The 26,313-nt window shown below is 61.3% G+C and carries 26 protein-coding genes; 12 read left to right on the top strand and 14 right to left on the bottom strand.

All coding sequences use genetic code 11. From position 1 onward, the window contains the following. Together CF161_RS06230 and CF161_RS06225 are read right to left on the bottom strand one after the other, a co-directional pair. The gene (locus CF161_RS06230; protein WP_020295711.1) at positions 1 to 699 is read right to left on the bottom strand and encodes a helix-turn-helix domain-containing protein; all 699 of its coding nucleotides are present in this window, start codon (positions 697 to 699) and stop codon (positions 1 to 3) included. Positions 700 to 701: 2 nt separating this feature from the next. Continuing rightward, positions 702 to 1,829, bottom strand: a complete 1,128-nt coding sequence (locus tag CF161_RS06225) for a glycerophosphodiester phosphodiesterase (RefSeq protein ID WP_020295710.1) — start codon at positions 1,827 to 1,829, stop codon at positions 702 to 704. A 439-nt stretch (positions 1,830 to 2,268) separates the two neighbouring features. On the opposite strand from CF161_RS06225, the gene CF161_RS06220 reads away from it, so the two are divergent. After that, a complete protein-coding gene (locus CF161_RS06220; protein ID WP_020295709.1) occupies positions 2,269 to 2,604 on the top strand; it encodes a DUF2025 family protein in 336 nt (111 codons plus the stop codon). 12 nt (positions 2,605 to 2,616) lie between these two features. Here the strand turns inward: CF161_RS06220 and CF161_RS06215 are convergent, their stop codons facing one another. Together CF161_RS06215 and CF161_RS06210 are read right to left on the bottom strand one after the other, a co-directional pair. Further along, positions 2,617 to 2,940, bottom strand: a complete 324-nt coding sequence (locus CF161_RS06215) for an antibiotic biosynthesis monooxygenase (protein ID WP_020295708.1) — start codon at positions 2,938 to 2,940, stop codon at positions 2,617 to 2,619. After that, positions 2,937 to 3,656 carry a CTP synthase gene (locus CF161_RS06210; protein WP_020295707.1) on the bottom strand — a complete coding sequence of 240 codons (720 nt, stop codon included), beginning with the start codon at positions 3,654 to 3,656 and terminating at the stop codon, positions 2,937 to 2,939. The genes CF161_RS06215 and CF161_RS06210 overlap by 4 nt, the downstream gene beginning before the upstream one ends. Before the next feature lie 25 nt (positions 3,657 to 3,681). Between CF161_RS06210 and CF161_RS06205 the strand changes: the two genes are divergently transcribed. Beyond that, the gene (locus CF161_RS06205) at positions 3,682 to 4,629 is read left to right on the top strand and encodes a LysR family transcriptional regulator (protein WP_084471664.1); all 948 of its coding nucleotides are present in this window, start codon (positions 3,682 to 3,684) and stop codon (positions 4,627 to 4,629) included. A gap of 4 nt (positions 4,630 to 4,633) precedes the next feature. Here the strand turns inward: CF161_RS06205 and CF161_RS06200 are convergent, their stop codons facing one another. From CF161_RS06200 to CF161_RS06185, 4 genes are all read right to left on the bottom strand, one after another. Then, positions 4,634 to 5,176, bottom strand: a complete 543-nt coding sequence (locus CF161_RS06200; RefSeq protein ID WP_020295705.1) for a DUF1003 domain-containing protein — start codon at positions 5,174 to 5,176, stop codon at positions 4,634 to 4,636. 89 nt (positions 5,177 to 5,265) lie between these two features. After that, on the bottom strand, positions 5,266 to 6,585 hold the full coding sequence (locus tag CF161_RS06195) for a methyl-accepting chemotaxis protein (protein ID WP_020295704.1): 1,320 nt from the start codon (positions 6,583 to 6,585) through the stop codon (positions 5,266 to 5,268). A 363-nt stretch (positions 6,586 to 6,948) separates the two neighbouring features. Further along, complete coding sequence (locus CF161_RS06190; RefSeq protein ID WP_020295703.1) at positions 6,949 to 8,019, bottom strand: diguanylate cyclase; 1,071 nt, start codon at positions 8,017 to 8,019, stop codon at positions 6,949 to 6,951. A gap of 210 nt (positions 8,020 to 8,229) precedes the next feature. After that, positions 8,230 to 8,838 carry a TetR/AcrR family transcriptional regulator gene (locus CF161_RS06185; protein ID WP_020295702.1) on the bottom strand — a complete coding sequence of 203 codons (609 nt, stop codon included), beginning with the start codon at positions 8,836 to 8,838 and terminating at the stop codon, positions 8,230 to 8,232. Between the two features lie 209 nt (positions 8,839 to 9,047). On the opposite strand from CF161_RS06185, the gene CF161_RS06180 reads away from it, so the two are divergent. Further along, positions 9,048 to 10,106, top strand: a complete 1,059-nt coding sequence (locus CF161_RS06180; protein WP_020295701.1) for an MBL fold metallo-hydrolase — start codon at positions 9,048 to 9,050, stop codon at positions 10,104 to 10,106. Positions 10,107 to 10,199: 93 nt separating this feature from the next. On the opposite strand, the gene CF161_RS06175 is transcribed toward CF161_RS06180, so the two are convergent. Beyond that, positions 10,200 to 10,517: a helix-turn-helix transcriptional regulator gene (locus CF161_RS06175; protein WP_020295700.1), complete on the bottom strand. Its 318-nt coding sequence runs from the start codon at positions 10,515 to 10,517 to the stop codon at positions 10,200 to 10,202. Positions 10,518 to 10,645: 128 nt separating this feature from the next. Beyond that, the gene (locus tag CF161_RS06170; protein ID WP_020295699.1) at positions 10,646 to 11,416 is read right to left on the bottom strand and encodes a helix-turn-helix transcriptional regulator; all 771 of its coding nucleotides are present in this window, start codon (positions 11,414 to 11,416) and stop codon (positions 10,646 to 10,648) included. Between the two features lie 114 nt (positions 11,417 to 11,530). Here CF161_RS06170 and CF161_RS06165 point away from each other — a divergent pair, with 114 nt between their 5' ends. The 4 genes from CF161_RS06165 (at position 11,531) to CF161_RS06150 (ending at position 16,182) form a co-directional block, all read left to right on the top strand. After that, entirely contained in the window at positions 11,531 to 12,346 is an 816-nt protein-coding gene (locus tag CF161_RS06165) for a sulfite exporter TauE/SafE family protein (RefSeq protein ID WP_020295698.1), read from the top strand. A gap of 131 nt (positions 12,347 to 12,477) precedes the next feature. Beyond that, the gene (locus CF161_RS06160; RefSeq protein ID WP_020295697.1) at positions 12,478 to 13,713 is read left to right on the top strand and encodes a hypothetical protein; all 1,236 of its coding nucleotides are present in this window, start codon (positions 12,478 to 12,480) and stop codon (positions 13,711 to 13,713) included. Positions 13,714 to 13,759: 46 nt separating this feature from the next. After that, the gene (locus CF161_RS06155) at positions 13,760 to 14,950 is read left to right on the top strand and encodes a hypothetical protein (protein WP_020295696.1); all 1,191 of its coding nucleotides are present in this window, start codon (positions 13,760 to 13,762) and stop codon (positions 14,948 to 14,950) included. Positions 14,951 to 15,000: 50 nt separating this feature from the next. Next, entirely contained in the window at positions 15,001 to 16,182 is a 1,182-nt protein-coding gene (locus CF161_RS06150; protein WP_020295695.1) for a hypothetical protein, read from the top strand. On the opposite strand, the gene CF161_RS06145 is transcribed toward CF161_RS06150, so the two are convergent. Continuing rightward, on the bottom strand, positions 16,179 to 17,171 hold the full coding sequence (locus CF161_RS06145; protein ID WP_020295694.1) for a hypothetical protein: 993 nt from the start codon (positions 17,169 to 17,171) through the stop codon (positions 16,179 to 16,181). The genes CF161_RS06150 and CF161_RS06145 overlap by 4 nt on opposite strands. 190 nt (positions 17,172 to 17,361) lie before the next feature. On the opposite strand from CF161_RS06145, the gene CF161_RS06140 reads away from it, so the two are divergent. Continuing rightward, positions 17,362 to 18,240 carry a tetratricopeptide repeat protein gene (locus CF161_RS06140; protein ID WP_020295693.1) on the top strand — a complete coding sequence of 293 codons (879 nt, stop codon included), beginning with the start codon at positions 17,362 to 17,364 and terminating at the stop codon, positions 18,238 to 18,240. A 133-nt stretch (positions 18,241 to 18,373) separates the two neighbouring features. Here CF161_RS06140 and CF161_RS06135 read toward each other — a convergent pair whose 3' ends face one another. The 3 genes from CF161_RS06135 to CF161_RS06125 all read right to left on the bottom strand — a co-directional run bounded on the left by CF161_RS06135 (position 18,374) and on the right by CF161_RS06125 (position 21,024). Further along, the gene (locus CF161_RS06135) at positions 18,374 to 19,621 is read right to left on the bottom strand and encodes a ribonucleotide-diphosphate reductase subunit beta (protein WP_020295692.1); all 1,248 of its coding nucleotides are present in this window, start codon (positions 19,619 to 19,621) and stop codon (positions 18,374 to 18,376) included. A gap of 518 nt (positions 19,622 to 20,139) precedes the next feature. Then, positions 20,140 to 20,433: a hypothetical protein gene (locus tag CF161_RS06130; RefSeq protein WP_020295691.1), complete on the bottom strand. Its 294-nt coding sequence runs from the start codon at positions 20,431 to 20,433 to the stop codon at positions 20,140 to 20,142. Between the two features lie 327 nt (positions 20,434 to 20,760). Then, complete coding sequence (locus CF161_RS06125; protein WP_020295690.1) at positions 20,761 to 21,024, bottom strand: DUF2790 domain-containing protein; 264 nt, start codon at positions 21,022 to 21,024, stop codon at positions 20,761 to 20,763. A 415-nt stretch (positions 21,025 to 21,439) separates the two neighbouring features. On the opposite strand from CF161_RS06125, the gene acs reads away from it, so the two are divergent. The 4 genes from acs (at position 21,440) to CF161_RS06105 (ending at position 26,313) form a co-directional block, all read left to right on the top strand. Continuing rightward, positions 21,440 to 23,395 carry an acetate--CoA ligase gene (acs, locus tag CF161_RS06120; RefSeq protein ID WP_020295689.1) on the top strand — a complete coding sequence of 652 codons (1,956 nt, stop codon included), beginning with the start codon at positions 21,440 to 21,442 and terminating at the stop codon, positions 23,393 to 23,395. Between the two features lie 668 nt (positions 23,396 to 24,063). Beyond that, complete coding sequence (locus CF161_RS06115; RefSeq protein WP_020295688.1) at positions 24,064 to 24,837, top strand: ABC transporter substrate-binding protein; 774 nt, start codon at positions 24,064 to 24,066, stop codon at positions 24,835 to 24,837. 91 nt (positions 24,838 to 24,928) lie between these two features. Next, the gene (locus CF161_RS06110; RefSeq protein ID WP_020295687.1) at positions 24,929 to 25,618 is read left to right on the top strand and encodes an ABC transporter permease; all 690 of its coding nucleotides are present in this window, start codon (positions 24,929 to 24,931) and stop codon (positions 25,616 to 25,618) included. Continuing rightward, positions 25,615 to 26,313 (top strand): ABC transporter permease, encoded by a 699-nt coding sequence (locus CF161_RS06105; protein ID WP_020295686.1) that lies wholly within the window; start codon positions 25,615 to 25,617, stop codon positions 26,311 to 26,313. The genes CF161_RS06110 and CF161_RS06105 overlap by 4 nt, the downstream gene beginning before the upstream one ends.

Here is a 26,313-nt window from a genome sequence, read left to right as displayed (position 1 = left end):
TCATTCCAGCAGGCGCAGTTCAATGCCTTGCAGGGCCTGGCGTGCGGTCACGCCGAACAGCGCCTTGAGGGTCCGCGAGAAGTGCGCCGAGTCGGCAAAACCGGCGCCATGGGCGGCGTCGGTCACCGACTTGCCCGCCAGTACCAGGGCCATGGCCAGGCGCAGCCGGCGCCACAGCACCAGGCGCCGCACCGGCAACCCGACCTGGCTGGCAAACAGCCGTTCCAGCTGGCTCAAGGACAGATGGGCATGGGCCGCCAGGGAGGCCGCCGGCACCTTGCCGATCAGGGCGGCGTCGAGCGCCGCCAGCGCCCGTTCGATACGCGGATCCTGGATTGCCTGGCGCGGGCACTGGCGCAAGGCCTGGTCCAGCCCGGGCAGCGACAGTTCGGCATCGAGCACCGCGTCTTGCAGCGCCTGGGCATCGATCAGCAAGGGTTCGGCATAGACCGTGAACACCACGCCCGGTGCCTCGATGATCGCGTGGCTGCGCATTGCCGGAACAAACAGCTGACGCCCGATGTGCAGGGCGCCGTCGAGGCTGATGGTGAGTGGCTGGTCCACGGCCAGGAGCAACTGATGGGCGTAATGGGCGTGGGGCGTAGTACGCCCCAGCTCACCGTGGATCAGGCCATAGTCGCGGCCGAGCCACAGCTGTCCGGTCCATTCGGCTGCCGGCAACCGCCGCTCGCGGCCCATTCTCAGTAACCGTTGGCTTCGAGCAGTTGCGCGACGCTGGCGCCAGCCGGGCGCTTGAGGTACTTGAGCAACTCGCTCGTGCGGTTGGTGAAAATGCCATCGACACCGGCATTCAGCACCTGCTTGAAATCCACCGGTTCGTCGACGGTATAGGCGTGCACCAGCAGGCCCTGGTCATGGGTGTACTGGTTCATCCAGGGCTGTACCAGGTCGGAGTAACTCTGGTCGCCCAGGTCACTGAGCTGGGTCGAGGGGCCAGTGCCGATGGCGCCCTGGGCCTTGGCGTAATCGACCCAGCGCTTGAATTCGGCCTCGTTCTTGGGGTGTTGCTTGGCGTAGAAGGCAGCCTTGGTTTTTTCGCCGCTGTCGGCAAAGGTCTGCAGGGATTGCGCTTCGATGCTGCCGGCACCGACCCACAGCAAGAGGATCTTCGGCACCCGTGGCATCTCTTTTTGCAGCAGCTCCAGGCTGTGTTTATCGAAGGTCTGCAACACCACCTTGCCTTTGCCCTGGCCGACCGCGAGTTCGCTTTTGGCCAGTTTCGAACCGGCCGGGCTCAGCCAGCCGCGGTCCTGGAGTTTTTCCCTGAGGTCGCGCTCGATGTCGGGAAACTGCCTGGGTTCCTTGGTCTCGATATACAGCCCGGGTTTGTGGTGCGGGTTGCCCTGGGCGATGTCGATGATTTCATCCAGGGTCAGGATCTTCAGCCCGACGTAAGCGGGGCGCGCGCGGTCCGGGTAGGCCTGGTTGAACCAGCTGCCGGCATCCAGGGTTTTCAGCTCCGCCATGGTGAACTGGTGGGCCGGGCTGTCTTTGCGTTCGGGGAATTTGCTGGCGACGTCGGTGGTGCGTTGCAGGTTGTTGTCATGCAGGGCAAACAGCACGCCGTCCTGGCTGCGCTGCAGGTCCATCTCCAGGTAGTCGGCGCCCAGGTCGCGGGCCAGCCGGTAAGACGCCGCCGTGGACTCCGGCGCATCGAACGACGCTCCTCGGTGGGCGATCACCGCCGGGTAAGGAATGCCATTGCTGGCGGCCAGTGCGGCGGGCTCCCGCTCGCTGGCAGCCTGGGCCTGGCCGAAGCCAAGCAGCAGGCTCAATAACAGGGCGCTGTGGGTGAAGGTGACCGGCATGCTCGAAATCCTTTCGTGAGGGCATTGGCAGAGGCCTCTCTTTTAACAACTGCGGCGCTTCAGTGCTATCGCGGCAGCGACATAAAAGCCCCCCTGCGACGAATGCCGATCAGTTAAGCGCTAGAGCGAACGAAACATAACCTGTGGCGAGGGCGCTTGCTCCCGTGGGGCCGGCCGGGGCTCCGGGGCGTAGCCGTCGCCTTTTTGGGGCCGCTGCGCGGCCCGGCGGGAGCAAGCTGCCTCGCCACCATGACGGTGCTTGCCCTTAACGGACGGGCATTACCCCCTGCGACTTTTTTTCCACACGTTTGTGCAGCGCTTTGCAGTACTCTTGGGCCCTGCAGTTTCCCCGTCAGAGGGAAACCTCGAACATTCTTTTTCTTGCCTGGCGTGTAAACCATCGACCACGAGTCCTGCGGGACCCTCAGTGAGGTTTACCATGCGCATCACTTCCGAGCTTATCTGTCAGGCTGCCGACCAGCTCAAGGGCTTTGTCGGCTTCAATCGCAAGACCGGCCGCTACATCGTGCGTTTCAGCGAAGACTCCTTCGGCATGGACGTTGCGGACGACGCCATCATCCCCACCTGTGAATTCGTCTGGGCCCTGGGCAGCGGCCCGGCCATGAGCCTCAGCCGCGAGTTGATCCAGCTGCTGCTGGACCAGAACATCGATGACCGGATCAACATCACCGAACCCCTGCGGGTGTACATGCGCCGCGACGACATGCCGGAGATTTCAGCGGTGCGCAGCCTGGTCAAGCACGCCCACGGCTGAGCCGGGCCTGCCTCAGCGCTCGAACCCATAGGCGCGCTCGACCTTGCACACCCGGGTGTTGCACGACGCGTACCAGTCGCGGCGCCCGCGCTCGCGGGTGGCGCTGTGTTCGGCATGCTCCTTCCAGGCCAGGATCGCCGCCTCGCTGGCCCAGTACGACACGGTGATGCCAAAGCCATCCTCGCCGCGGGCCGATTCCACGCCGAGAAACCCGGGCTGCTGTTGCGCCAATTCGAGCATGCGGGTGGCGGCGGTTTCGTAGTCGGCGTCGAGCCCGCGGCGTTGAGAGCTGAAAATCACCGCGTAGTAGGGTGGCGCGGGTGTTTGTCCGATCATTGGCGCGGCCCCCGGCAGGCGTTGAGCAAGGCGCTGACCAGAGGCGCAACACCACCGGCGAGGGCGGCGCGCTCCGGCTGGAACAGGGTGCCGATAAAGAACGGATGGCCTGCCAGCTCCACTGCCCGCAGATCGCCCGCCGCGTCATGGCCCACCGCATGCAGGCCCTGGCTCAGCAGCAGGGGGGCCAATTGCGGGTTGACTCCGTAGCGGCAGTGATAGCCCTCTTCGATCGTCAGGGTTGGGTAGGCCTGGGCGATCAGGCTGCCTTCCTGCAAATAAACGGCGGCGCGGACCTCGACCAGGGCACAGCTCAAGGGCGAGAGCACGGCGCGCTCGGCCTGTGGCGCGATCTCGCCGTGCTCGGCATCGCTCCAGCCCAGGACATGGCGCGCGTACTCCAGCAAGGCATGTTGAAAACCGGCACAGGTGCCGAGGAATGGACGTTGTTGCTCACGGGCAAAGCGAATCGCCCGCAGCGCGCCCTCGTGGCTGCGATAGGGGCTGCCCGGTACGCACCAGACACCCTCGAAACGCTCCAGCGGCGTGCCTGCCTCTATCTGTTCGGTGGCCAGCCATTGCGCCTCGACCTTCAGGCCAAGGCTGGTGGCGGACAGTTCCAGGGCCTTGGGGATGGCTTGGTGGGCGGTGATCTGCGGGTCGTAGTCGCCGATCAGGGCAATGCGGACGGGGGGCTGGGGCGTGGTGCTGGGCATGCTCGAACTCCGGTGTGGCCAAGGCTTGTTGATTGCTGGAGGCCACTATAGATTGGCGTCCACGCAATCAATATTGGCGTTTACCCAAGTGTTCAATGCAGCCACGCACTATCAACTGGACTACCCCGACCTGGCCCTGATCCTTGCCCTGGTCCGGGGTGGCTCGCTGGCCCGCGCTTCGGCGCTGCTCAAGGTCGATGTGTCGACCGTGTTTCGCGCCGTACGCCGCTTGGAGGCGGCGCTGGGTCAGCAGCTGTTCGACAAGAGCCGCGCCGGCTACCTGCCCACCAGCCTGGCCCAGGCCCTGGCGCAGCAGGCCGAACGCGCCGAGCAGGCCCTGGAAGCGGCGCGGGTCGGTGTCGAGCAGGGCGGTGAAGTCATCAGCGGCACGGTACGCCTGACCTGTACCGACTCGGTATTGCAGGGGTTGCTGCTGCCGGCCCTGGCGCGCTTCATGCCGGCCTACCCGGCGCTCGCGGTGGAGCTGTGCACTTCCAATGATTTTGCCAACCTCAGCCGCCGCGATGCTGACATTGCCCTGCGCCTGACCCGCACGCCGCCCGAGCACCTGGTAGGGCGGCAGTTGGGGGCGGTGTCTTATCGGGTCTGCGCCAGCGACGCTTATCTGAAAACGCTGGCGAGTGTGGATCTGGAGCGGCTGACCTGGATCGCTCCGGACGATTTTCTCCCCGATCACCCGACGGTGGCCTGGCGCCGCCAACAGTGGCCCGGGGTGCAGCCCGCCTATCGCTGCAACAGCATGCTGTCGGTCAGTGAACTGGCCCGTGCCGGGCTGGGGGTGGCGGTGTTGCCGGACTTCCTGCTGGGGGAGGGCTCGGGTTTGCAGCCCTTGAGCGAGGCCTTGAGCGGTTGCGATACCGCCTTGTGGCTGCTGACCCGGCCGGATTGCCGTGCATTGCGCTCAGTGGTGACCTTGTTTGATGAGCTGGCGCGGGGTGTGCGCCTGCCCTGACGCCTCAGGCCTGGGGCGGCTCCTTGCGCACAAAGTGCTGGTGCATTTCCGAGGTCAGGCTTTCGATGCGTTCGGTCAATTGCTTGGTCATCTGCGTCAATTGGGTGTTCTGCTCCAGTAGCTCCAGCAACTGCGCGGTGTTCTGCGCGGCCTGGGCCTGGCGGTCGGCGTTGGCCACCGCGATGGCCTCGCGGTGCTGGGCATCGGCGTCGGCCTGGGCCTTGTCGCGTGCCGCCTGACGGGTTTGCGCCAGCAGAATCAGCGGTGCGGCGTAGGCGGCTTGCAGGCTGAACGCGAGGTTAAGCAGGATAAACGGGTAGACGTCGAAGGTGGTCACGCCGCCCAGGTTGAGGCCGATCCACACCAGCACGATCAGGGTCTGGGCCCCGAGAAAGGTCGGGGTACCGAAAAAGCGCGCGAAGGCTTCGGCTTTCAGGGCAAAGGTATCGTTGCCGAAGGTGCTGTTCAGATGGGCGTGGGGGCGGTGAAAGCGCAGGTGGTCGAGGGGGGCGGCAGGGCTGGTGGGTTCCGATTTTTTCGAGCTCATGGGGTTCTCTGCGATGCACTGGGACGTTGGGCCACTATAGCCCTGTCAGGCATTGCCCGATGCCTTGGATGGCATCGGGCTGGCGCGGATTAGAGCGCCTTGCGCTCGCTGGCGAACATGCTCACCGCTTGCACCGCTTCGCTGGTGCCATCGCGAATCTGCAGGATCACCGTGCCCGCCTGGTCGGCCAGGCCAACGCCCTTGGAGGCTCGGTCCCGGGTGCCCTGCATGCTTTTGATGGCTTGCTGGGTCTCGTTCTGGATCACGTCGATCATCGCGGAAATCTCCGCGGTGGAGCCGCTGGTGCGGGCGGCCAGTTGCCGGACCTCGTCAGCCACCACGGCAAATCCTCGGCCTTGTTCCCCGGCGCGTGCCGCTTCGATGGCCGCGTTGAGCGCCAGCAGGTTGGTCTGGTCGGCAATCGCGCGGATGGTGTTGACGATGGCGGTGATCTGCTCGGAGCGCTCGCCGAGCTGGGCGATCAGGCTGGACGAGCCCTCGATGTTCTCGGCGATATGGCGCATTTCACTGGCGGCCTGCTGGATCACTTCGGTGCCTTGTTCGGCGACTTTCCGGGTTGCGACCGAGATGTGGTAGGCCTGGGTGGCACTTTGCGCGTCCCGTTCGTGCTGCTGCACCATGGCGGTGACGTCGGAGGCGAATTTCACCACTTTGCACAGGCGCCCGCTGGCGTCATACACCGGGTTGTAATTGGCCTCCAGCCACAGGGTCTGTCCGCGTTTGTCGATGCGTTCGAACTGCCCGCTGAACAACTCGCCCTGATTGAGCCGGCGCCAGAAGTCCTGGTAGGCGCTGCTGTTGACCAGTTCCGCCGGGCAGAAAATCCGATGGTGCTTGCCCTTGAGCTCGGCCAGGCTGTAGCCGAGGCGATTGAGGAAGTTCTGGTTGGCGCTGAGGATGTTGCCCGAGAGATCGAACTCGATCACCGCCATCGCCCGGTCGATCGCATCCAGCTTGCCCTTGGCGTCGGTTTCCTGCTGGATCCTGCTCGTCACGTCGAGGGCGTACTTGACCACCTTCACCACGGCGCCCGAGGCGTCCCGGATCGGGTTGTAGCTGGCCTCCAGCCAGACCGAATGGCCCTTGCTGTCGAGACGTTCGAAAGTCCCGGACTCGAACTGGCCATTTTTCAGGCGGCTCCAGAGCTCGCGGTACTGATTGCTGCGGGTAAATGCCTCGGTACAGAACAGGCGATGGGGCTGGCCGATCACCTGTTGCTCGCGGTAGCCCATGGTCTGGAGAAAGTTGTCATTGGCGCGCAGCACATTGCCGTCATTGTCGAACTCCACCACGGCCATCGAACGCTCGATGGCGTCGAGCATGCTGGCTTGTTGGGCGACGGTTTGCTGCAGGTTCTGGATGGTCTGGTTATGGCGTTTGAATAGCATGGTCGCGGGTGCTCAGTGGGAAAAACGGGGAAGTCGGTCCCTGTTCAAGTTCGCCTGCATACCGAAGCCTCGGGTGCCTCGGCATTATCTGCTGATGTCAGCGTTCCATGACTGACACAAAGCAAGGATGGATGTGATGCACGGGCGCGGTTTTTCCTCGGGTTTTCGCCATTCGTATAGGACGACGCACCTGCCTGGCAATTTAGGCGCAACAGGTGACAGTACGCGATCCAGGGCGGCGACAGTTTGGGGTCTGCGCGGTGACATCATTATGCTGGCTAGTGCCAGGGGAAATCCAAATAAACTTGTACAAATAAATAAAAAACAGCCTTTTTGTACAAGTTTTTTGACGAGCGGCAGGGCTCAGGCCAATTTGGCCACGGGGTAATCCTGGGCGGATTCGGCGCTGGCGATTTTGTTGCGGCCGGTGTTTTTGGCTCGGTACAACGCCTTGTCGGCCTCGTTGAGCCAGGTGGCGGCATCGTCGAACCGGGGGTGGAACGCCGCCAGGCCAATGCTCAGGCTGACCCGTAGTTGCGGCACTTCGCTGTGGCGGTAGTTGCTGAACACCTCACGCAGCCGTTCCATCACTTCAGCGGCCTGATGCAGTGAGCGGCTCGGCAGAATCACGCAGAACTCATCGCCGCCGTAGCGCCCAGCCAGATCGTTCTCCCTCAGATTGCGCCGCAGATCGCTGCTCAACTGGCGCAGCACGGCGTCGCCGACGATGTGGCCATAACTGTCATTGATGCTCTTGAAGTGATCGACATCGATCAGGGCAATGGTCGCCTGAGCCTGCTGTTGCCGGCATTTGTGGAACTTGATGTGCAGCAGGTCTTTCCAGGAACCGTGATTGAGCAGGCCGGTAAGGCTGTCGATCCGGCTCAGGGCGCTCAAGGCGCGCTTGTGCTCGGACAACTTGATTGCCAATCGGTAGCACACCATGCCCACGGCCAGGGGGTAGAGGGTCAGCATCGGCAGGCAGGCGTAGATTTGTGCAGTACTGGCGTGGTCGATGAACCCCGGGCCGAACAGCATCCAGGAAATCAGCACGCCACCCAGTTGGGCCAGGGCACCGCGGATCAACAGGCGCTTGCCGCCCGCTGCGACATTGTTCATCGCCATCATCGCGAGAATGGTCACCGCCGGCAGGGGGTTGAACTGCATGGTGGCCGCCCAGAAACCGCCCAGTACCGAGTCGTACAGCAGATTGCGGCGCTCGGCCTGGTAGGGAAAGCTTGAACGGGTCGACAACTGATAGGCGATGTGCGGCCAGACGAAGCCATTGAACATCAGCAGCACCCAGACCCAGTTGGGCATCGGCAGCGGGTAGAGCGCGGCGTATACGCTAAGGCAGCCGATCCCCAGGCCGACAATTCTTGGCATATAGATTCTTTTGGCAAATGACAGCCCTTTGCCGCGTTGGTTTTCCATTTTTCCCTGCACCGAATTGCTCTGAATCACTCGAGTGTTTATCCGACCGAACCGTTTATCGGATAAGCGCGGTGAATATTGTCATTTATTCCACGCAGAAATCAGTGTCCTTCGAAGCCATTTCATTGCTTAACCCCCGTATCTGAGCGGTGTTCAAGCAGCGGGGCAGCGAATCCGTGGAGCTATATGGGAAGAAGGTTCCGCTCGGGCTCAGAGCTGGTAGCACGCCAGGAACATATCCAATGCCGACTCGATGACCGCGACCTGCTCCGTGGACGGCAGGGCAGGCTGGCCCAGGGTGACTTGAGGCCAGAAAGCAAAGGCCTTGAGCAACCCGTGGATCTGATGGGCGGCGAACTCCGGGGCCAGGGGCTTGAGTCGGCCATCGTCGAGCGCCGCACGGATCCACTTGGTCAGGCCTTCCTCACGCTCTCCGAGGCGCGCGACCATGTTTTGCGCCCGCTCGGGGGAGTGGATGGTGGCGGCTATCGCCACGCGCGCCAAATCGAGGAAGTTGTCGTCGGCGAGCATTTGCATCTTGGCCTGCAGCAACTGCTGGAGTTGCTCGCGCAGAGGCCGGTCCTGGCGGTAGACGGTGTCTGATTCGGCGCTGATGCTGGTCCACAGCTTATGCAGGATTTCGGCAAACAACTCTTCCTTGCTCGGGAAGTGGTTGTACACCGTGCGCTTGGAAACACCGGCCGTCGCGGCGATCTTGTCCATGCTGGTGATTTCGAAGCCGCTGGCGCGGAATTCGCTGATCGCCGCCTGGATGATGGCTTCGCGTTTGCGGTCGGTGAGGCGCTTTGGAGCTGTCATAAGTGAGGTTCAAGGCTGATGGGGAAAATTGCACCGGGCAGTTTACTTCGTCTGCGCGTTGTTGCAATCTAGAAACTACACTGTGCAGTGTAGTTGTTGTCTAGAGAAAGCGCAGAACAATGAGTGTCGGCTGACGCGTGCGTGCATTGGCCATTTCATCCCGCAGAGCATCACCGGAACCACGCCGCGTTCCTTGGAGTCACTTGGTCATGGCCACTCTTTCTTCCCGCGTCAACGGCGCCACTCGCCTTGAAACCTCGCGCCAGGAACAAGGCGCCTATCGCAATCACGCTCCGGTACAGCGCGAAGGCTCGCGCAAGACGTTGCGGATTTTCTGGAACATGCTTTTTCATAAACCGCGTAATACTCGCCCGGCCGGGGCCATCCCCGTACAGCCGCTGAGCCGCGAGCAGTTGCTGGCGGCGCCCAATCACAGTGTGTTTCGCCTGGGCCATTCGACCGTCCTGTTAAAGCTGCGTGACAAGTTCTGGATCACCGACCCGGTATTTGCCGAGCGCGCATCCCCGGTGCAATGGGCCGGGCCGAAGCGTTTTCATCAGCCACCCATCAGCCTTGAAGAGTTGCCGGCGCTCGAGGCGGTGATTCTGTCCCATGACCATTACGATCATCTGGATCATCAGACCGTACTCAAGCTGGCGGATAAAACCCGCTGCTTCCTGACGCCGCTGGGAGTGGGCGATACCCTTATCAAATGGGGAGTGCCCGCCGACAAGGTGCGCCAGCTGGATTGGTGGCAGGGCACCGAGGTGGCGGGCATCCGCTTTGTCGCGACGCCGTCGCAGCACTTTTCCGGACGCGGCTTGTTCGACGGCAACAGCACGCTGTGGGCTTCGTGGGTCATGCTCGACGGCGCCACACGGATCTTTTTCAGTGGCGACACCGGTTACTTCGATGGCTTCAAGCGCATCGGCCAGCAGTACGGCCCCTTTGACCTGACCCTGATGGAAACCGGCGCCTACAACGTCGACTGGCCCCATGTGCACATGCAACCGGAGCAGACGTTGCAAGCCCATATCGACCTCAAGGGCCGCTGGCTGCTGCCCATTCATAACGGCACGTTCGATTTGTCGATGCACGCCTGGTATGAGCCTTTCGACCGCATCCTGGAGTTGGCCTGGGAGCGCAGCATCGCCATCACCACCCCGCAAATGGGCCAGGCGTTCAATCTGGAGCAGCCCCAGCGCGGTACGCCCTGGTGGCTGGACGTGGAAAGCAGCGCGGACCCGGTGCCCCTCAACAGCCTGTAACGCCCGTCAATCAGCACTTGCCGCAGCGCGCCGCAGGAGCATGGGGCAAGTGCTGCCGCATATTGCCCCGGGGCCGCTGAATGCGTGGCGGGATCACTCGATCATGGCGTAGTCAGACCGTTCCTTGGGGTTGGGGGTGGCGCCGCGGATATTCATGCCACGGCCGGGCGAGAAACCGGGGAAGAACACCAGGCCCTCGGCCTCGAGGCAAAACGCCAGGGCCAGGCGGGTTACGTCGCGCAATTCGAAGCCGGCTTCGAAGCGCTGGATGGCCTGTACCGAGACGCCGGATGCTTGAGCCAGTTGCTCCATGTCCCAGCCCAGCAAGTCGCGGGCCTGGGTGCAGTGTTCCGGGGTGAATTGATAGAGCGCAATACGTTCCAGGGTGATTTTCATCGCGAGGGAAGCCATGGTTTTCTCCGGGAGGATGACAGGTGGTTCGCTAAAGCACTGTTTATTTGTACAGTTGTTTGGCGCCCGAATCAAACTCATTTTCAGCCTGGGGCCCGGCGCTTCGTGACAAGGCTTTTCCCGGGGCTCTAAAGCGGGTGGTTCAGATAGGTCGAGGGGGCTTGCCCCAGTACGCGGCGGAACATGGTCGAGAATGCCGCCGGGCTGTCGTAGCCGAAATCCATCGCGATCCGCGTCACCGGCTCCCCGGCAGCCAGGCGTGCCAGGGCCAGGACCACGCAGGCGCGCTGTCGCCATTGCACGAAGCTCATGTCGGTCTGTTGGCGAAACAGGCGATTGAAGGTCCGCAGGCTGATGTGCAGTTGCTCGGCCCAGCGTTCCGGCGACTGATGGGCATTGGGGCGCTGCAGGAACGAGCGACACAACCCCAGCAGGCGAACGTCGGCCGGCAGTGGGATATGCAGCGGCAGGCGAGTGGTGCGCGCCAGCTCATGCAACAGCAGGCTGACCAACACCCCATCACGGCCGTCTTGCTGGTACTCCAGCGGCATCTCGACCGCCTCCAGCAGCAGTTGGCGCATCAAGGGCGAGACGCTGATCACCTGGCATTCGCTGCCCAGCAACGGCGCGCGCGCCGGTTCGATGTACAGGCTGCGGGTGCTCACCCCGAGCATCAGCACCTCATGCTCGACCTGCGGCGCGATCCACACCGCGCGCTGCGGCGGCACCACCCAGTTGCCCTGGCGGGTGCTGACCTGCATGACCCCGGTGGCGCCATACAGTAACTGGGCGCGGCGATGACTGTGGCGTGCCAGCAGATAACCGTCGGCATAGTCGGTGCCGATCGCCACCACCGGGCGCGGCGTGTGATCCAGTTGGTTGATCGAAATATTGCGCATTCAGGCACCATCCGGCAGTTGGCGTAAACGCGAATATTATTGGCTGGCTTGCGCAAGCAAGCCAAGGCGCCGCCCTCTATCGTTCGCGTTCTTTCTGCTGACGGACGGTGTTCGATGCTCTATTTACTCCTCGCACTTTTTGGCTGCCTGAGCGGTGTCACCGCGGTGCTGTTCGGGTTTGGCGGCGGCTTTGTGGTGGTGCCCTTGCTCTATCGCCTGCTGCTGGCCAGTCATGGCAGCGACAGCGCGATCAGCCAGTCGGCGATGCAGGTGGCGGTGGCCACATCGACCTGCGTAATGATCGTCAACGCGCTGCTCGCCACCTTCAAACACCGGCGCGCCGGCAACCTGATCCGCGAGTACGTGTGGCCCCTGGGAGGTTATATCGGTCTTGGCGCGGTGTTCGGTGCGCTGGCCGCGAGTTGGGTGGATGGCGAGGTGATTCGCTACACCTTTATCGCCTACCTGGGATTGACCATCGCCGACTGCCTGTTGCGGCGCGGCTTTTTACAACCCTCAGCCAGCGCCACTCCGCGCCTCCTGGGGCGGGCGCGGACGGCTGGCAGCGGCCTGGGGATCGGTGTCATAGCAACCTTTCTCGGCGTGGGCGGCAGCGTCATGACCGTGCCCCTGTTGCGCCGTTGCGGGCTGAGCATGACCCAGGCCACCTCCATGGCCAACCCGCTGAGTGTGCCGGTGGCCCTGGCCGGCACCCTGACTTACCTGGTGCTGGCCGGGTTCAGCGATTTCGACCTGGGCCCCTGGTTTATCGGCTATGTCGACCTGCTGGCCTTCGCGGTGCTGACCCTCGGCTCGTTGCTGGGTATTCGCCTGGCGTCGCCGTGGATCGGGCGGATTGCCGATCGCCTGCATGCGCGGGTGTATATCGGCCTGTTGCTGCTGGTGCTGTTGAGCATGTGCTGGCACTGAATCCGCCTGCCCGACGCTTGAATCTTTAACGCGCCAGCAGTCGATTCTGCCGGCCAACCTCGCCATACTTCAGCGCCGTTATCAGGCAGGCAGGGCTCGTTCCTGTCGCCCCCCTGTTCAAGGAAGGCTGAATGTACAAAGGACGCTTCGGTTGGCGCGCACTCTGGGTCGCCATGGTGCTGCTGGCATTGTTGGTGGTGCTTGGGTTGTGGCCATCTCGGCAGGCGCGGCCGGTGGACGGGCTGTATACCGGGACTCTGGGCAGCACCCCGATCGTGCTGCAACTGGACCTGAGCAACCCGGCCAAGGCCAGTGGTCGCTATTTTGCAAAAAACGCCCTGCATGATCAGCGCTTTGCTGGCACGCTCGAAGCCGACCAATTGCTGCTCGAGGAGCACGCCGAGGATCGCTACACGCCCTCTGCCCGGATGCGCCTTAAAAAAATCCCCGATGGTCGCTGGCAGGGCCAGTGGATGAGCGCAGAAGGGCGGCAGACCCTGCTGACCCTCGACCCCGCTCGGGTCGACCCGCCACAGGCCGAGGCACAGCCGGTGTTCGCCGAGACTTACCAGGCGTCGCCCTACGATTTTCTGCGTTTGCAATGGCTGCAGCTAACGGCCGCTGAGCCGGTGGAGTACATGGGTTACAGCCTGCAATGGTGGACCGAGCCGACCTCGAAAATAAAAATGTTCGAAGTGCTTTCAGGCTATACGCCCGAGGAGCGCGAGCGGATCAACCAGCACCTGCGCCAGCGCCTGTGGTCCGAAGTGGCGTCGCATTTCACCTGCCTGGCCAAGGTCGGCGCTGATGACAGTTATCACCAAGCCAGTACTTCGGTCACGTTGCTGACCCCGGACATTGTCAGCGCCAGCTTCTACATCGCCCGGCGTTGTGGCGACGAACCCCCGGACGAGGGCGAGCAGCCGGTCAACCTCGACGCCCATAGCGCTCAGCCGCTGTTTCTGGAAGACGTGCTGTGGGTGGGCCAGGGCCCGGCGATAAATGCCCATGACCGGCGGCGCCAAGCTGACGGGCACTTGCCTGAAGCCCAGGCCAAGGCCTTCGACGATTACCGTAGCCAGGTGTTTGCGCCCTGGCTGGTGGCACAGTTGCAGAGCCTGTATCCGCAACCCATGCTGGCCCCGGAAGAGGCTGATCGAGTCTGTGATTTCAACAACCCCGGCCACTGGCGCAACCCGGCCTGGTACTTCACGCCCCAGGGCCTGTACCTGTCGCCGGTCTACCCGGAAAAACTGCAATGGTGTGGTGGCGTGGTCTGGTCCGTGCTGCCGTTCTCGGTATTGCAGCAGCATCCGGGCAAGGCCGGGCTGAAGTTGCCGGAGCCAAGCCTGTATGCCCGGCCCTGAGCGCATCGCACCAGGGCCTGCGGCCTCTTTATTCAAGGATCATCCAATGTTCAAGGGACTGTTGCGCCAGCTGTCACTGGCCGCCGTGTTGTGTGCTGGGCTGTGCAGTTCGCTGTGGGCGGACGAAGGCCCTCGGGTCTACAGCGGCACCCTGGGCAAGACGCCGATTGTGCTGATGCTTGATAGCTCCAATGACAACGAGGTGAGCGGCCGTTACTTCTACCAGAAGTACCACCTGGACCTGGCGCTCAATGGCCGCCGCGACGGGCAGCTCATCAGCCTGGCCGAAGGCGAGGACCGGGGCGGGGAGGGCAAGGCGCTGCCACACCTGCGCTTGCGCGAGACTGCCAGCGGCTTGCGGGGGCAGTGGCAAAGCCCCGAGGGCAAGCAACTTGAGGTCGAGTTGAGCCTGGCCCAGCTGCCGCCCCTGCCCAGTGATGCGCTGCCGTACCTGGCCACGCTCTACACCGACGCGCCTTATGAATACCTGCGGCTGCAGGGCCTGACCCTGCAACCGGGCAAGCAACAGGTATTCATGGGCTACACCCTGCAGTGGTGGAGCGAACCGCAGTCCAACGTCAGCCTGTTCGAAGTGGTCGAAGGTTACCCGGCCGAGCAGCGCACGCGGATCAATCAGCAACTGATGACGCGCCTGTGGCGCGACGTCGCGCAATACCACGAGTGCCGGCTCAATGGCGGCGAGGCTGCGGTGTATGAGCAACACGCCCGCCCCAAATTGCTGAGCCCGGCGTTGCTCAGTGTCAGTATTTCCAGGAGCTGGGATTGTGGCGGGCCGCACCCGGACGAAACCGAGGCCGGCTTCAACCTGCAAGTGGACACGGCCCGGGAACTGACCCTGGAGGACCTGTTGTGGCTCGGTGAGGGCCGGGCATTTCGCTACGTGCGGGATGAGAATGGCTGGGGCGAGGAGGAGTCCGATGTCGACTCCAGCGGTTTTGCCGATTATCGCCGGCAGCGTCTTGCCCCCTGGCTGATCAGCCAGTTCCAGACCCTGCACCCCCAGGGGCTGACCCCTCCAGCCAGCGATCAGGCGGGGTGTGACTACAGCAATGTGGAGCGCTGGGTGTACGTCAATTGGTACCTGGGAGGGGATGGATTGCAGGTGCTTCCGGCTTTTTCCCACAGCGAGGGCGGGTGCCGGGCCCCGGCCTGGAGCGTATTGCCCTACAGCCTTGTCAGGCAGCATCCCGGTCGCCTGGCGTTGCCATTACCCTGAACCGCTTATTTCATCTGTCGGGCGCCTGCTCGTTTTTCAAGGACCGTTCAATGTTCAAAGGACTGCTGCTGCGGACCTGCCGCTTCGCGCTCTACTCGCTGTTGCTGTCGGGGTCGGCCTGGGCCAGCGAGGGCAAGCAGGTATTCACCGGCACCCTGGGTCAGGCACCGATTGTCGTCGAGCTGTTCGAGGACATGGCGGGGGATGTTCAGGGGCGCTACTTCTACCGCAAGTACCACAAGGACCTGCGCCTTGAAGGCAAGCGCGAGGGCGATGCGCTGGTGCTTGAGGAAAGTCGCTGGGGCAGCAGCGGCGCCCACCCCGGTTTGCGCCTGGAGCCTTCGGCCAAGGGCTGGCATGGCGAATGGAAAGGCGCCGATGGCAAGACCCTCAAGATCGAATTGAGCCCGGCGCAGATCCCGCCACTGCCAGCCGAACCGATTCCGTACCTGGCCTTGATGCACGACATGGCGCCCTATGATTACCTGCGTTTGCTGGAGCTCAAGCTCAAGCCCGGTAAAAAGCAGCACTTCATGGGCTACAGCCTGCAATGGTGGAGCGAGCCCGAGTCCGGCGCGACCCTGTTTGAAGTGGTGGCCGGTTACCCGCAGCCGGCGCTCAAGGCCATCAACCTGCAGCTATCGAGCAGTTTGTGGCAGGCGGTGGTGGCCTATCACGGCTGTCTGCTGGCCGGCGGTGACGAGGGTTCTTTCCAGCAGACGGCCAAGCCGATGCTGCTGACGTCGTCGGTGATCAGCGTCAGTGTCAGCCATGAGTTCATGTGTGGCGGCGCGAGCCCCAATCAGGATCAGTTTCCGATCAACCTGGATGCCCGCACGGGCCGGCCCCTGACCCTGGAGGACGTGATGTGGATCGCCGAGGGCGAGCCGATTCATTACGAGCAATTCATGCCCGGGCGCGACCATTACCCGGCCGAAATCACCGACGCCTACTACGACTACCGCAATACACTCTTTGGTCGCTGGCTGGTGGAGTACTTCCAGGAGCTGTACCCGCGGCAGATGAAAGACACCGGCGAGCAGGGCGGCTGCGACTACGACAATGAGCAGCGCTGGAAATTTGCCAACTGGTACTTCACCGCCAAGGGCCTGTATTTCAACCCCGACTTCGTTCAGGCGGCCTCGGCCTGTCGTTGGCCGAGCTGGAGTTACCTGCCGTATTCCATCGTCAAAAAGACCCCGGGCGGGGTCCCGCTGCTCCTGCCTGACTAACTGCCTGTAGCCGACTGCGCCTTGAGCCCCGGCGCTTCGCGAATGATGAAGTGCTCGAGGCTCTCGATATTGGCGCTGAACACTTCGAACGTCTTATCGGGGCTCTTTTTGCTCGGCACCTGCTTCAGCTCCGGCGTCACCCCGTAAAAGAAGCAGTACAACTCCCGCTTGCTGTCGATGGCGTGCTTGATTTCCTCGAGGAAAGCGTTGCGCTTGCGGTAGTTGTCGATCAGCTTTTTGCTCAGGTAGACATTGACCGAATAAGGCTTTTTCTTGGCCTCGGTGTCTTTCTTGAACCAGACCTTTTGCTCGAAATCGATGCGAAAGCTCAGGTTGTAGTCCTTGATCTCCTTGATCTTGCCCCAGTAAATCAAGCCCCTGTTGTCTTGCAGGTACTCGATCTTCTTGAAAAACGTGGCATAGGACGCGCTGTGCTCGCCGATCTTGAGCGGCATGCGCTTGAGCAGCTCCTTGTCGTCGATATTCGACACAAAGCATTCCACCGGGTGGGCGAAGACGCTGGTTTTATCCGGTGCAGTCTCCCGAGCGGTGTGGGGCGTTTCGCTGCGGGAGGCGGGCGCTGGAATGTCCTGAGGAGCGTGGGCTGCTTCGATCCTGGCGGCAGGCTTGCGCTGGTATTCGCGGCGGACCAGCAACAGCTCGGACGGGAAGTGTTCTTCACGTCCGTCCTCGCTCTCGCTGCTGTCCAGTTCGCCAGTCAGCGCCCTGCTGCCATAAGGGCAGCCCTCTATATGCAGGGTGCCCGGCAGGTTCTTGAAGTGCGGGGTGCGGATGTAATTGATGTTCTTGGCATTGAAGGTGCCCAAGCCGTTGCCGGCCTCGAACGCGTTGCGGCAGGCATCGTTGGGGCACTGGAACTGCTCCTTCGCCGAGTCGAAGGCCAGGGTCTCGTCGAAATTCAGGTCACGCACGTCATAGATCGACAACTTGTCGTCGAGGCTGATGCAGTAGGCGAGGTCGAATTTCATGGGGCCGGATCCTTGAGCGAAAAGGGCCTTTTATAGCGGTAGCACCGGTTGGCTGCACGCATTCTTTGCATGCCGTACCTGCTCAACCGGATCGGCTGCCTTGCTGGCGCGCAAGCAGGGCGAGTAGGCTCTGTCCACCCCGGGTCATCATGCATCCGCCGTTGTACCCACCTTTACAAGGACGTTGCTTATGACGCGCTGCCCACGCTGGTTGCTCTATGTGATGCTCGGCTTCACTTCCCTGACCGCCCATGGGGCTCAAGCCGACGACGCACTGCCTTTCACCGTCGAGGCTGCCGAGGGTTATGAACAGGAGATGGCGCTGATCAAAAAGGCCGACGAAGGCGATGTCGCCGCAGCCTTTAACCTGGGTTACACCTATTACACCCAACAGAATTATCCCGGTGCCATACGCTGGTACGGCAGGGCTGCGGAGCTGGGCAATGACCGCGCGGCCTTCGAGATCGCGATCATTTACCGCGATGGCCTGCTCGGCGAACCCGACCAGAAGAAAATGATCAAGTACCTGACGCTAGCCACCAAGCACGGCCTGGACCTGGCGCTCATGGAGCTTGCCGCCAGCCATTTGCAGGGAACTGGCGTCAAACAGGACGTGAAAACCGCCATGTACTTTTACGAGCAGGCGGCCAAAAAAGGCAATGCCGAAGCCCAGTTCGCCTTGAGCAAGTTGTATTGGAGCGCCGACCGAGGCGTCGAGGACGCCTTCGCCTCGGCCGATGGGCAACTCGACGAATGGGACGCGCGCTACAGCAGCGACGATCGCAAAGCCGGGTATTGGCTGTGCCAGTCCGCCCAACAAAACTATGCCCCCGCGCAGTACGCGCTGAGCTACGCCTACGGCTTTGGGCAAGGGGATATCCCCCTGGATCAAAAGCAGCGAAAGCTCTGGCTGCACAAAGCCGCTGCCAATGGCTCGGAACAGGCACAGCAGGAGATCGCCAACTCCAGCGTCGCCTGGTACACCGCCGCCGAGCGCTGGGCCAAGGACTTGTTCGAGACCACGCCTGAGCCGACGTGCCCCAATGATGCAGGGGTGTTGAAGGGCTGAGGTGTTTCAGGCTTCGGGCTGTAATCGCTCAGCGACCGATCCGACCGCCCATAAAAAAGCCCTGACCAGGTCAGGGCTTTTTGGTGTTTGCCGATTCAAATGATGATCGGAAAACTCAGGCGAGCTTCTGGAATCAATCCCAGCTCAACGCGCCACCAGTCTGATACTCGATAACCCGAGTCTCGAAGAAGTTTTTCTCTTTCTTCAAGTCCATGATTTCGCTCATCCATGGGAACGGGTTGGTGGTGCCTGGGTATTCTTCTTTGAGGCCGATCTGCGACAGGCGACGGTTGGCGATGAACTTGAGGTAGTCCTCCATCATCGCTGCGTTCATGCCCAGTACGCCGCGCGGCATGGTGTCGCGAGCGTATTCGATTTCCAGCTGGGTGCCTTGCAGAATCATTTGCGAGGCTTCTTCCTTCATCTCGGCGTCCCACAGGTGCGGGTTTTCGATTTTGATCTGGTTGATCACGTCGATGCCGAAGTTCAGGTGCATGGATTCGTCGCGCAGGATGTACTGGAACTGCTCGGCGACGCCGGTCATTTTGTTGCGACGGCCCATGGACAGGATCTGGGTGAAGCCGCAGTAGAAGAAGATGCCTTCCAGAACGCAGTAGTAGGCAATCAGGTTGCGCAGCAGCTCTTTGTCGGTGTCGACGGTGCCGGTTTCGAACTTCGGATCAGAGATCGAACGGGTGTACTTCAGGCCCCAGGCGGCTTTTTTAGCGACCGATGGGATCTCGTGGTACATGTTGAAGATTTCGCCTTCGTCCATGGCCAGCGATTCGATGCAGTACTGGTAGGCGTGGGTGTGGATCGCCTCTTCGAACGCCTGGCGCAGGATGTACTGGCGGCATTCCGGGTTGGTGATCAGGCGGTACACGGCCAGGACCAGGTTGTTGGCAACCAGGGAGTCGGCGGTGGAGAAGAAGCCCAGGTTGCGCATCACGATGCGGCGTTCGTCGTCGGTCAGGCCTTCCGGGTCTTTCCAGAGGGCGATGTCGGCGGTCATGTTGACTTCTTGCGGCATCCAGTGGTTGGCGCAACCGTCCAGGTACTTCTGCCAGGCCCAGTCATATTTGAATGGCACCAGTTGGTTGAGGTCGGCGCGGCAGTTGATCATGCGCTTTTCGTCGACGGCCACACGGGCAGAAGCCCCTTCGAGCTCGGCCAGGCCTTCGGCGACGTCGAGCTTGTCGAGGGCGGCCTTGGCGCGAATGATCGCGGCGGAGTCGTTGGCGGTTACTGCGCGAGCTTCGAGAGCAGCGGCACCGCCGGCGCTGTCGAGGCGGTCCATGTTGGCTTCAGAAGCGTGGCCGGCGTTGGCGCCTTTAGCGGCAACTTCGCCTTCTTCTTTGTCGAATTCGTCCCAGCTCAGCATGACGTGTCGTCTCCTGCATGAGGGCCAGATGCCCGTGTGAAAACAAAAGGGTTGGCTTTTCACACGGCCTCACTTGGCCGCATTTGATCTATAGAAAGTCGTTTGTTGCAGCAGCTGAACGCAGGCAATAACGGAATATGTGTACGGAGGTCTGGAACGGCCGTCGGGTGGAGCTGAGGTTGTCGGCTCGTGCGCGGGTCCAGCCGGTGACTGCAATCCGGTAAGGGAATGTTGCGGCCCCGTTTTGAGGACGCATTATAGGGATTTTTTCAGGCCTGTGGGGCGACCAAGTAGCGCAGGTTGGCTCACAAAGGGAAGGCACTGAGGGCGAAGCGAGGGTTTACAGGGCTTTGGCCGTGGGAGGGGGGCTGAAGATTTTTTTTTGACGGTGAAAATAGAGGCCGAAAAAGGCCAGGAAACTGGGTTTTTTACTAGATGTAGTGGTTTGAGGTGGTTTTGGTCGGCTTCAAACACTACTAAGCCCGACCGGAGTCGGGCTGTGAAGTCGCCTGCCAGGATCAGCCAAGGTTGGCCGATCCGGTGCGATCGTAGCCATCAGCGGCGAAGGTGGCCGAGCCAGTACGGTCGAAGCCATCTTCGGCAACAGTGGCCGAGCCGGTGCGGTCATAGCCGTCTTCGGCAAAGGTGGCCGAGCCGGTGCGGTCATAGCCGTCTTCAACAAAGGTGGCAGAACCTGTGCGGTCATAACCATCGGCGGCAATGGCCGAGCCGGTACGGTCATAGCCGTCAGCGGCAAATGTGTTGGCGGCCAGTACGGAAAGGGTCAGGGCGAGGATCAGTTTGGTTTTCATGTCGGTAGCTCCAGGTGTTGTTCGTTTTGTGCGGTGGGTGTGAAGCCCATACTAATCGGATTAAATTGATTAAAAAGCGCAAAAAATGCCGTTTAATAATCGATTATTTCGATTTGTTTGCGATGGCTTCTCCACGCATGGCCGGCAAGGTCTGCCAGGCGCTAAACGAAATTTCAGGGAATCGGTCGAGTGCGAGTGCCGTGTTCGCGTCTCGATTAGACGATGCTCTGCAACAGTCCCGTGAGCCGGTGTGTGGCGGGCATCTTTGCCGCAAGAGTGATTTCTTGCGGCCGGCAGTTATAAAGTCTTTTGAAACTAACTTGGCTCTCAGCCGTTAGAGCAGCCGCTGCCCATGACGCGATATTGCAGAATATGTCTTTGGCCGTTGGAGTCTTCGTACTCCATTCGCGCCGGTACAACTTCGCACACACTGGGAACTTCGCTCATGGAGATAACTTTGGCGATGTCCAGGTCGGACGAGTAAGAGTATTCCTCTACCGGTGTTTGCTGGCTGGCAACATCAGTCGGGATCTCGTCAGCCATCGCAGTGACGCAAAGACTGCTGAGGGCCAGAACTAATAAAGCTTTCATTTCAAATTTACCTTTCTAAGGTCGTGTGGGGTCACGCAACCTTTTTGGGGTTGCGTGTGGAACTTGAGTAAGTGTTTTGGATTAACTGCCTTCGTGGGGGCTGCAACTTGGTTAATCACTTTGCCTTGTTGGCGAGACCGATTTTAGGCGCCTGGGCGGCCGGCATATAGCCGTGCTTTTGATAAACACTATTGACGGATTTTGTAACAATCCCCGGATTTCCGGGGCCGCGGACCCAGATTCGGGCCTTTTCAATATCACTTGGAATTGGCTACAGCCTGCGTACTAGAGCGGCTGATGAGGTAAATAGGACGTTTTGTAGGGGCTTGTTACTACCATCGTCGAATGGTTCTATAGGCCCGCCCCGGCTAAAACAGGGGCATACAACAACAACTATGTCACCGAGGTAAGAAAGATGAGTGCGGCTTCTCTGTATCCCGTTCGTCCCGAGGTTGCGGCCAATACGCTGACTGACGAGGCGACCTACAAGGCCATGTACCAGCAGTCGGTCGTCAACCCCGACGGCTTCTGGCGCGAGCAGGCCAAGCGCCTCGACTGGATCAAGCCTTTCACCACGGTGAAGCAGACCTCCTTCGACGATCACCATGTCGACATCAAGTGGTTTGCCGACGGCACCCTCAACGTTTCCTACAACTGCCTGGACCGGCACCTGGCTGAGCGCGGCGATCAGATCGCGATCATCTGGGAGGGCGATGACCCTGCCGAAAGCCGCAACATCACCTATCGCGAGTTGCACGAAGAAGTCTGCAAATTCGCCAACGCCCTGCGTGGCCAGGACGTACACCGCGGCGACGTGGTGACTATCTATATGCCGATGATCCCCGAAGCCGTGGTCGCGATGCTGGCCTGCACCCGCATCGGCGCCATCCACTCGGTGGTCTTCGGCGGCTTCTCGCCTGAAGCCCTGGCCGGTCGCATCATCGACTGCCGCTCGAAAGTGGTGATCACCGCCGACGAAGGCATTCGCGCCGGCAAGAAGATCCCGCTCAAGGCCAATGTCGACGACGCCCTGACCAACCCGGAAACCAGCAGCATCCAGAAGGTCATCGTGTGCAAGCGCACCGGTGGCAGCATCAAGTGGAACCAGCATCGCGACATCTGGTACGAAGACCTGATGAAGGTTGCCGGCACCGTCTGCGCACCCAAGGAAATGGGGGCTGAAGAAGCCCTGTTCATCCTTTATACCTCTGGCTCCACCGGCAAGCCCAAGGGCGTGCAGCACACCACCGGCGGCTACCTGTTGTACGCGGCCCTGACCCACGAGCGCGTGTTCGACTACCGCCCAGGGGAAATCTACTGGTGCACCGCCGACGTCGGCTGGGTCACCGGTCACACTTATATTGTCTACGGCCCGCTGGCCAATGGCGCGACCACCCTGTTGTTCGAAGGTGTGCCGAACTACCCGGACATCACCCGGGTGGCGAAGATCGTCGACAAGCACAAGGTCAACATCCTCTACACCGCGCCGACTGCGATCCGCGCCATGATGGCCTCCGGCACCGCCGCCTGTGAGGGCGCCGATGGCAGCAGCCTGCGTCTGCTGGGTTCGGTGGGCGAGCCGATCAACCCGGAAGCCTGGGACTGGTACTACAAGAACGTCGGTCAATCCCGTTGCCCGATCGTCGACACCTGGTGGCAGACCGAAACCGGCGCGACCCTGATGAGTCCGTTGCCGGGCGCCCATGCGCTGAAGCCGGGTTCTGCCGCGCGGCCGTTCTTTGGCGTGGTGCCGGCCTTGGTCGACAACCTGGGCAACATCATCGAGGGCGCAGCCGAAGGCAACCTGGTGATTCTCGATTCGTGGCCAGGCCAGGCGCGCACGCTCTATGGCGACCACGACCGGTTCGTCGATACCTACTTCAAGACCTTCCGGGGCATGTATTTCACCGGTGACGGTGCACGTCGTGACGAGGACGGTTACTGGTGGATCACCGGGCGTGTGGATGACGTACTCAACGTTTCCGGGCACCGCATGGGCACCGCCGAGATCGAGAGCGCCATGGTCGCCCACCCTAAAGTCGCGGAAGCGGCGGTGGTCGGGGTGCCGCACGACATCAAGGGGCAGGGCATTTATGTCTACGTCACCCTCAATGGCGGCGAAGAGCCGAGCGAAGCGCTGCGCCTTGAGTTGAAGAACTGGGTGCGCAAGGAGATCGGTCCGATTGCTTCGCCGGACGTGATTCAGTGGGCGCCAGGCCTGCCGAAGACCCGTTCCGGGAAGATCATGCGGCGTATCCTGCGCAAAATCGCGACCGCCGAGTACGACGGCCTGGGGGATATCTCGACCCTGGCTGACCCGGGAGTGGTGCAGCACCTGATCGAAACCCACAAGACGATGAACGTCGCGTAACACGCGCTACCTGTCATCGAGCCCCGCCCGGCCTTGCGCCTGGCGGGGCTTTTTTTGCTTGGCGTCGGCGCTTTGTATTGGTGTCGATTGGCCCTTGGGGCTGAGATGCTGGCCCTGCGACGCGACATCGATCGACCTGGCACTCTGCGGCAATTGATCGGGCCAGCGCAGCCTGACGGCAGCGGCTGCAGAGATGATAAATATCGGTTTTGTCCATCGGACGTATCTGAATGTTACCGGGATCGCCCAAGGTGTAACCCTGTGCCCAATAGCGGGGCCATGGGAAACGCCAGGCCCCATTTTCGGGCGTGTTTTATCCAGGTAAAAAATAAGTCATTACGCTGAGCTTGCCGGAATAGAAGGCTTTGCCAATAATAGGCCCGCAATTTGCAGCATGTATCGGTTCCATTTCTTTTGCTCTTGCATAAACCCGAAGAGCTGTCAATGCGCCTGACCGGCTTTCTCGATGCTTGTGTAATTTGTTGTCGCATTGAAGAAATATCGGCTTCCGGCCTGTCGTTAGAATGCCGATCACTCGCTCGTCGTCGCCTGTGCTGGATTTTCGCCGGGCTGCCAAGGACGCTGCGCCGCTAATCAGGTTCCACCCATTCGCATATTGGGCTGTCGCTCACTCTGCCGTTTTCGCCCTTTACCGATGGAGTCCTAAGATGAAGAAACTCGTGCTTCTTGGCGCCCTGGCACTGTCCGTGCTCTCCCTGCCGACATTCGCTGATGAAAAGCCCCTGAAAATTGGTATTGAAGCGGCTTACCCTCCGTTTGCCTCCAAGGCGCCGGACGGCGGCATCGTCGGGTTCGACTACGACATCGGCAACGCCCTCTGTGAAGAGATGAAGGTCAAGTGTGTATGGGTCGAGCAAGAGTTCGACGGCCTGATCCCGGCCCTCAAGGTTCGCAAGATCGACGCCATCCTGTCGTCGATGTCGATCACCGATGATCGCAAGAAGTCCGTGGACTTCACCGGCAAGTACTACAACACCCCGGCACGTCTGGTCATGAAGGCCGGCACTCAGATCAGCGATGGCCTGACCGAGCTCAAAGGCAAGAACATTGGCGTGCAACGTGGTTCGATCCACGAACGCTTTGCCCGTGAAGTGCTGGCGCCGCTGGGTGCCGAGATCAAGCCTTACGGTTCGCAGAACGAAATCTACCTGGATGTGGCCGCCGGTCGTCTCGATGGCACCGTGGCAGACGCCACCCTGTTGAACGACGGCTTCCTGAAGACCGATTCCGGCAAGGGCTTCGCCTTCGTGGGTCCGGCCTTCACCGACGTCAAATACTTTGGCGACGGCGTAGGGATCGCGGTACGCAAGGGTGATGCGCTCAAAGACAAGATCACCACTGCCATCGCCGCCATTCGTGCGAACGGCAAGTACAAGCAAATCCAGGACAAGTACTTCGACTTCGATATTTACGGCCAGTAATACGTCGAAGCAGTTAGTCCGAGATGGCGCAAGCAGCAGAATCTCTGAAGTTTGCGCCATTTTTTCATCCCAATTTTCGAGGACCTGAATCATGTTGAAAGGCTACGGGGCTGTCATCCTCGATGGCGCTTGGCTGACGCTTCAGCTCGCCTTGTCGTCCATGGCCCTGGCCATTGTTCTGGGTCTGATCGGGGTCGCGCTGCGCCTGTCACCGGTGCGCTGGCTGGCCTGGCTGGGCGATCTGTATTCGACGGTGATCCGTGGGATTCCCGACCTGGTGCTGATCCTGCTGATTTTCTACGGCGGCCAGGACCTGCTCAACCGCGTCGCACCGCTGCTGGGTTTTGACGACTACATCGACCTCAACCCGCTGGCTGCCGGTATCGGCACCCTGGGTTTCATCTTCGGTGCCTACCTGTCGGAAACCTTCCGCGGTGCCTTTATGGCCATCCCCAAGGGGCAGGCCGAAGCTGGCATGGCTTACGGCATGAGCAGTTTCCAGGTGTTTTTCCGGGTGCTGGTGCCGCAGATGATTCGCCTGGCGATTCCCGGCTTCACCAATAACTGGCTGGTCCTGACCAAGGCCACCGCGCTGATTTCGGTGGTGGGCCTGCAAGACATGATGTTCAAGGCCAAGCAGGCGGCAGACGCCACCCGCGAGCCTTTCACCTTCTTCCTTGCAGTGGCGGCGATGTACCTGGTGATCACCAGCGTCTCGTTGCTGGCACTGCGTTACCTTGAGAAGCGCTACTCGGTAGGCGTAAGGGCGGCTGATCTATGATCTTCGACTACAACGTCATTTGGGAGGCGATGCCGCTGTACCTGGGCGGCCTGCTGACCACCTTGAAACTCCTGGCCCTGTCGCTGTTTTTCGGTCTGCTGGCGGCCTTGCCCCTGGGGCTGATGCGGGTCTCCAAGCAGCCGATCATCAACATGACCGCCTGGCTCTACACCTACGTGATCCGCGGCACGCCGATGCTGGTGCAGCTGTTTCTGATCTACTACGGCCTGGCGCAGTTCGAGGCGGTGCGTGAGAGTTTTCTCTGGCCGTGGCTGTCGAGCGCAACCTTCTGTGCCTGCCTGGCCTTTGCCGTGAACACCAGCGCCTACACCGCTGAAATCATCGCCGGCAGCCTGCGGGCCACGCCTAATGGCGAGATCGAAGCGGCCAAGGCCATGGGCATGTCGCGCTACAAGATGTATCGCCGCATCCTGCTGCCGTCGGCCCTGCGCCGAGCGCTGCCGCAGTACAGCAACGAAGTGATCATGATGCTGCAGACCACCAGTCTGGCCTCCATCGTGACCCTGATCGACATCACCGGCGCCGCCCGTACCGTCAACGCCCAGTACTACCTGCCGTTCGAGGCCTACATCACCGCTGGCGTGTTCTACCTGTGTCTGACCTTCATCCTGGTGCGCCTGTTCAAGCTGGCCGAGCGCCGCTGGCTGGGCTACCTGGCGCCGCGGAAGCACTGA

It is taken from the genome of Pseudomonas sp. CF161 (assembly GCF_000416215.1).
In the GTDB taxonomy this organism is placed as follows: Bacteria; Pseudomonadota; Gammaproteobacteria; order Pseudomonadales; family Pseudomonadaceae; genus Aquipseudomonas.
Note: the sequence above shows the minus strand (reverse complement) of the source record. Positions and strands in the feature narration are given on the sequence as shown.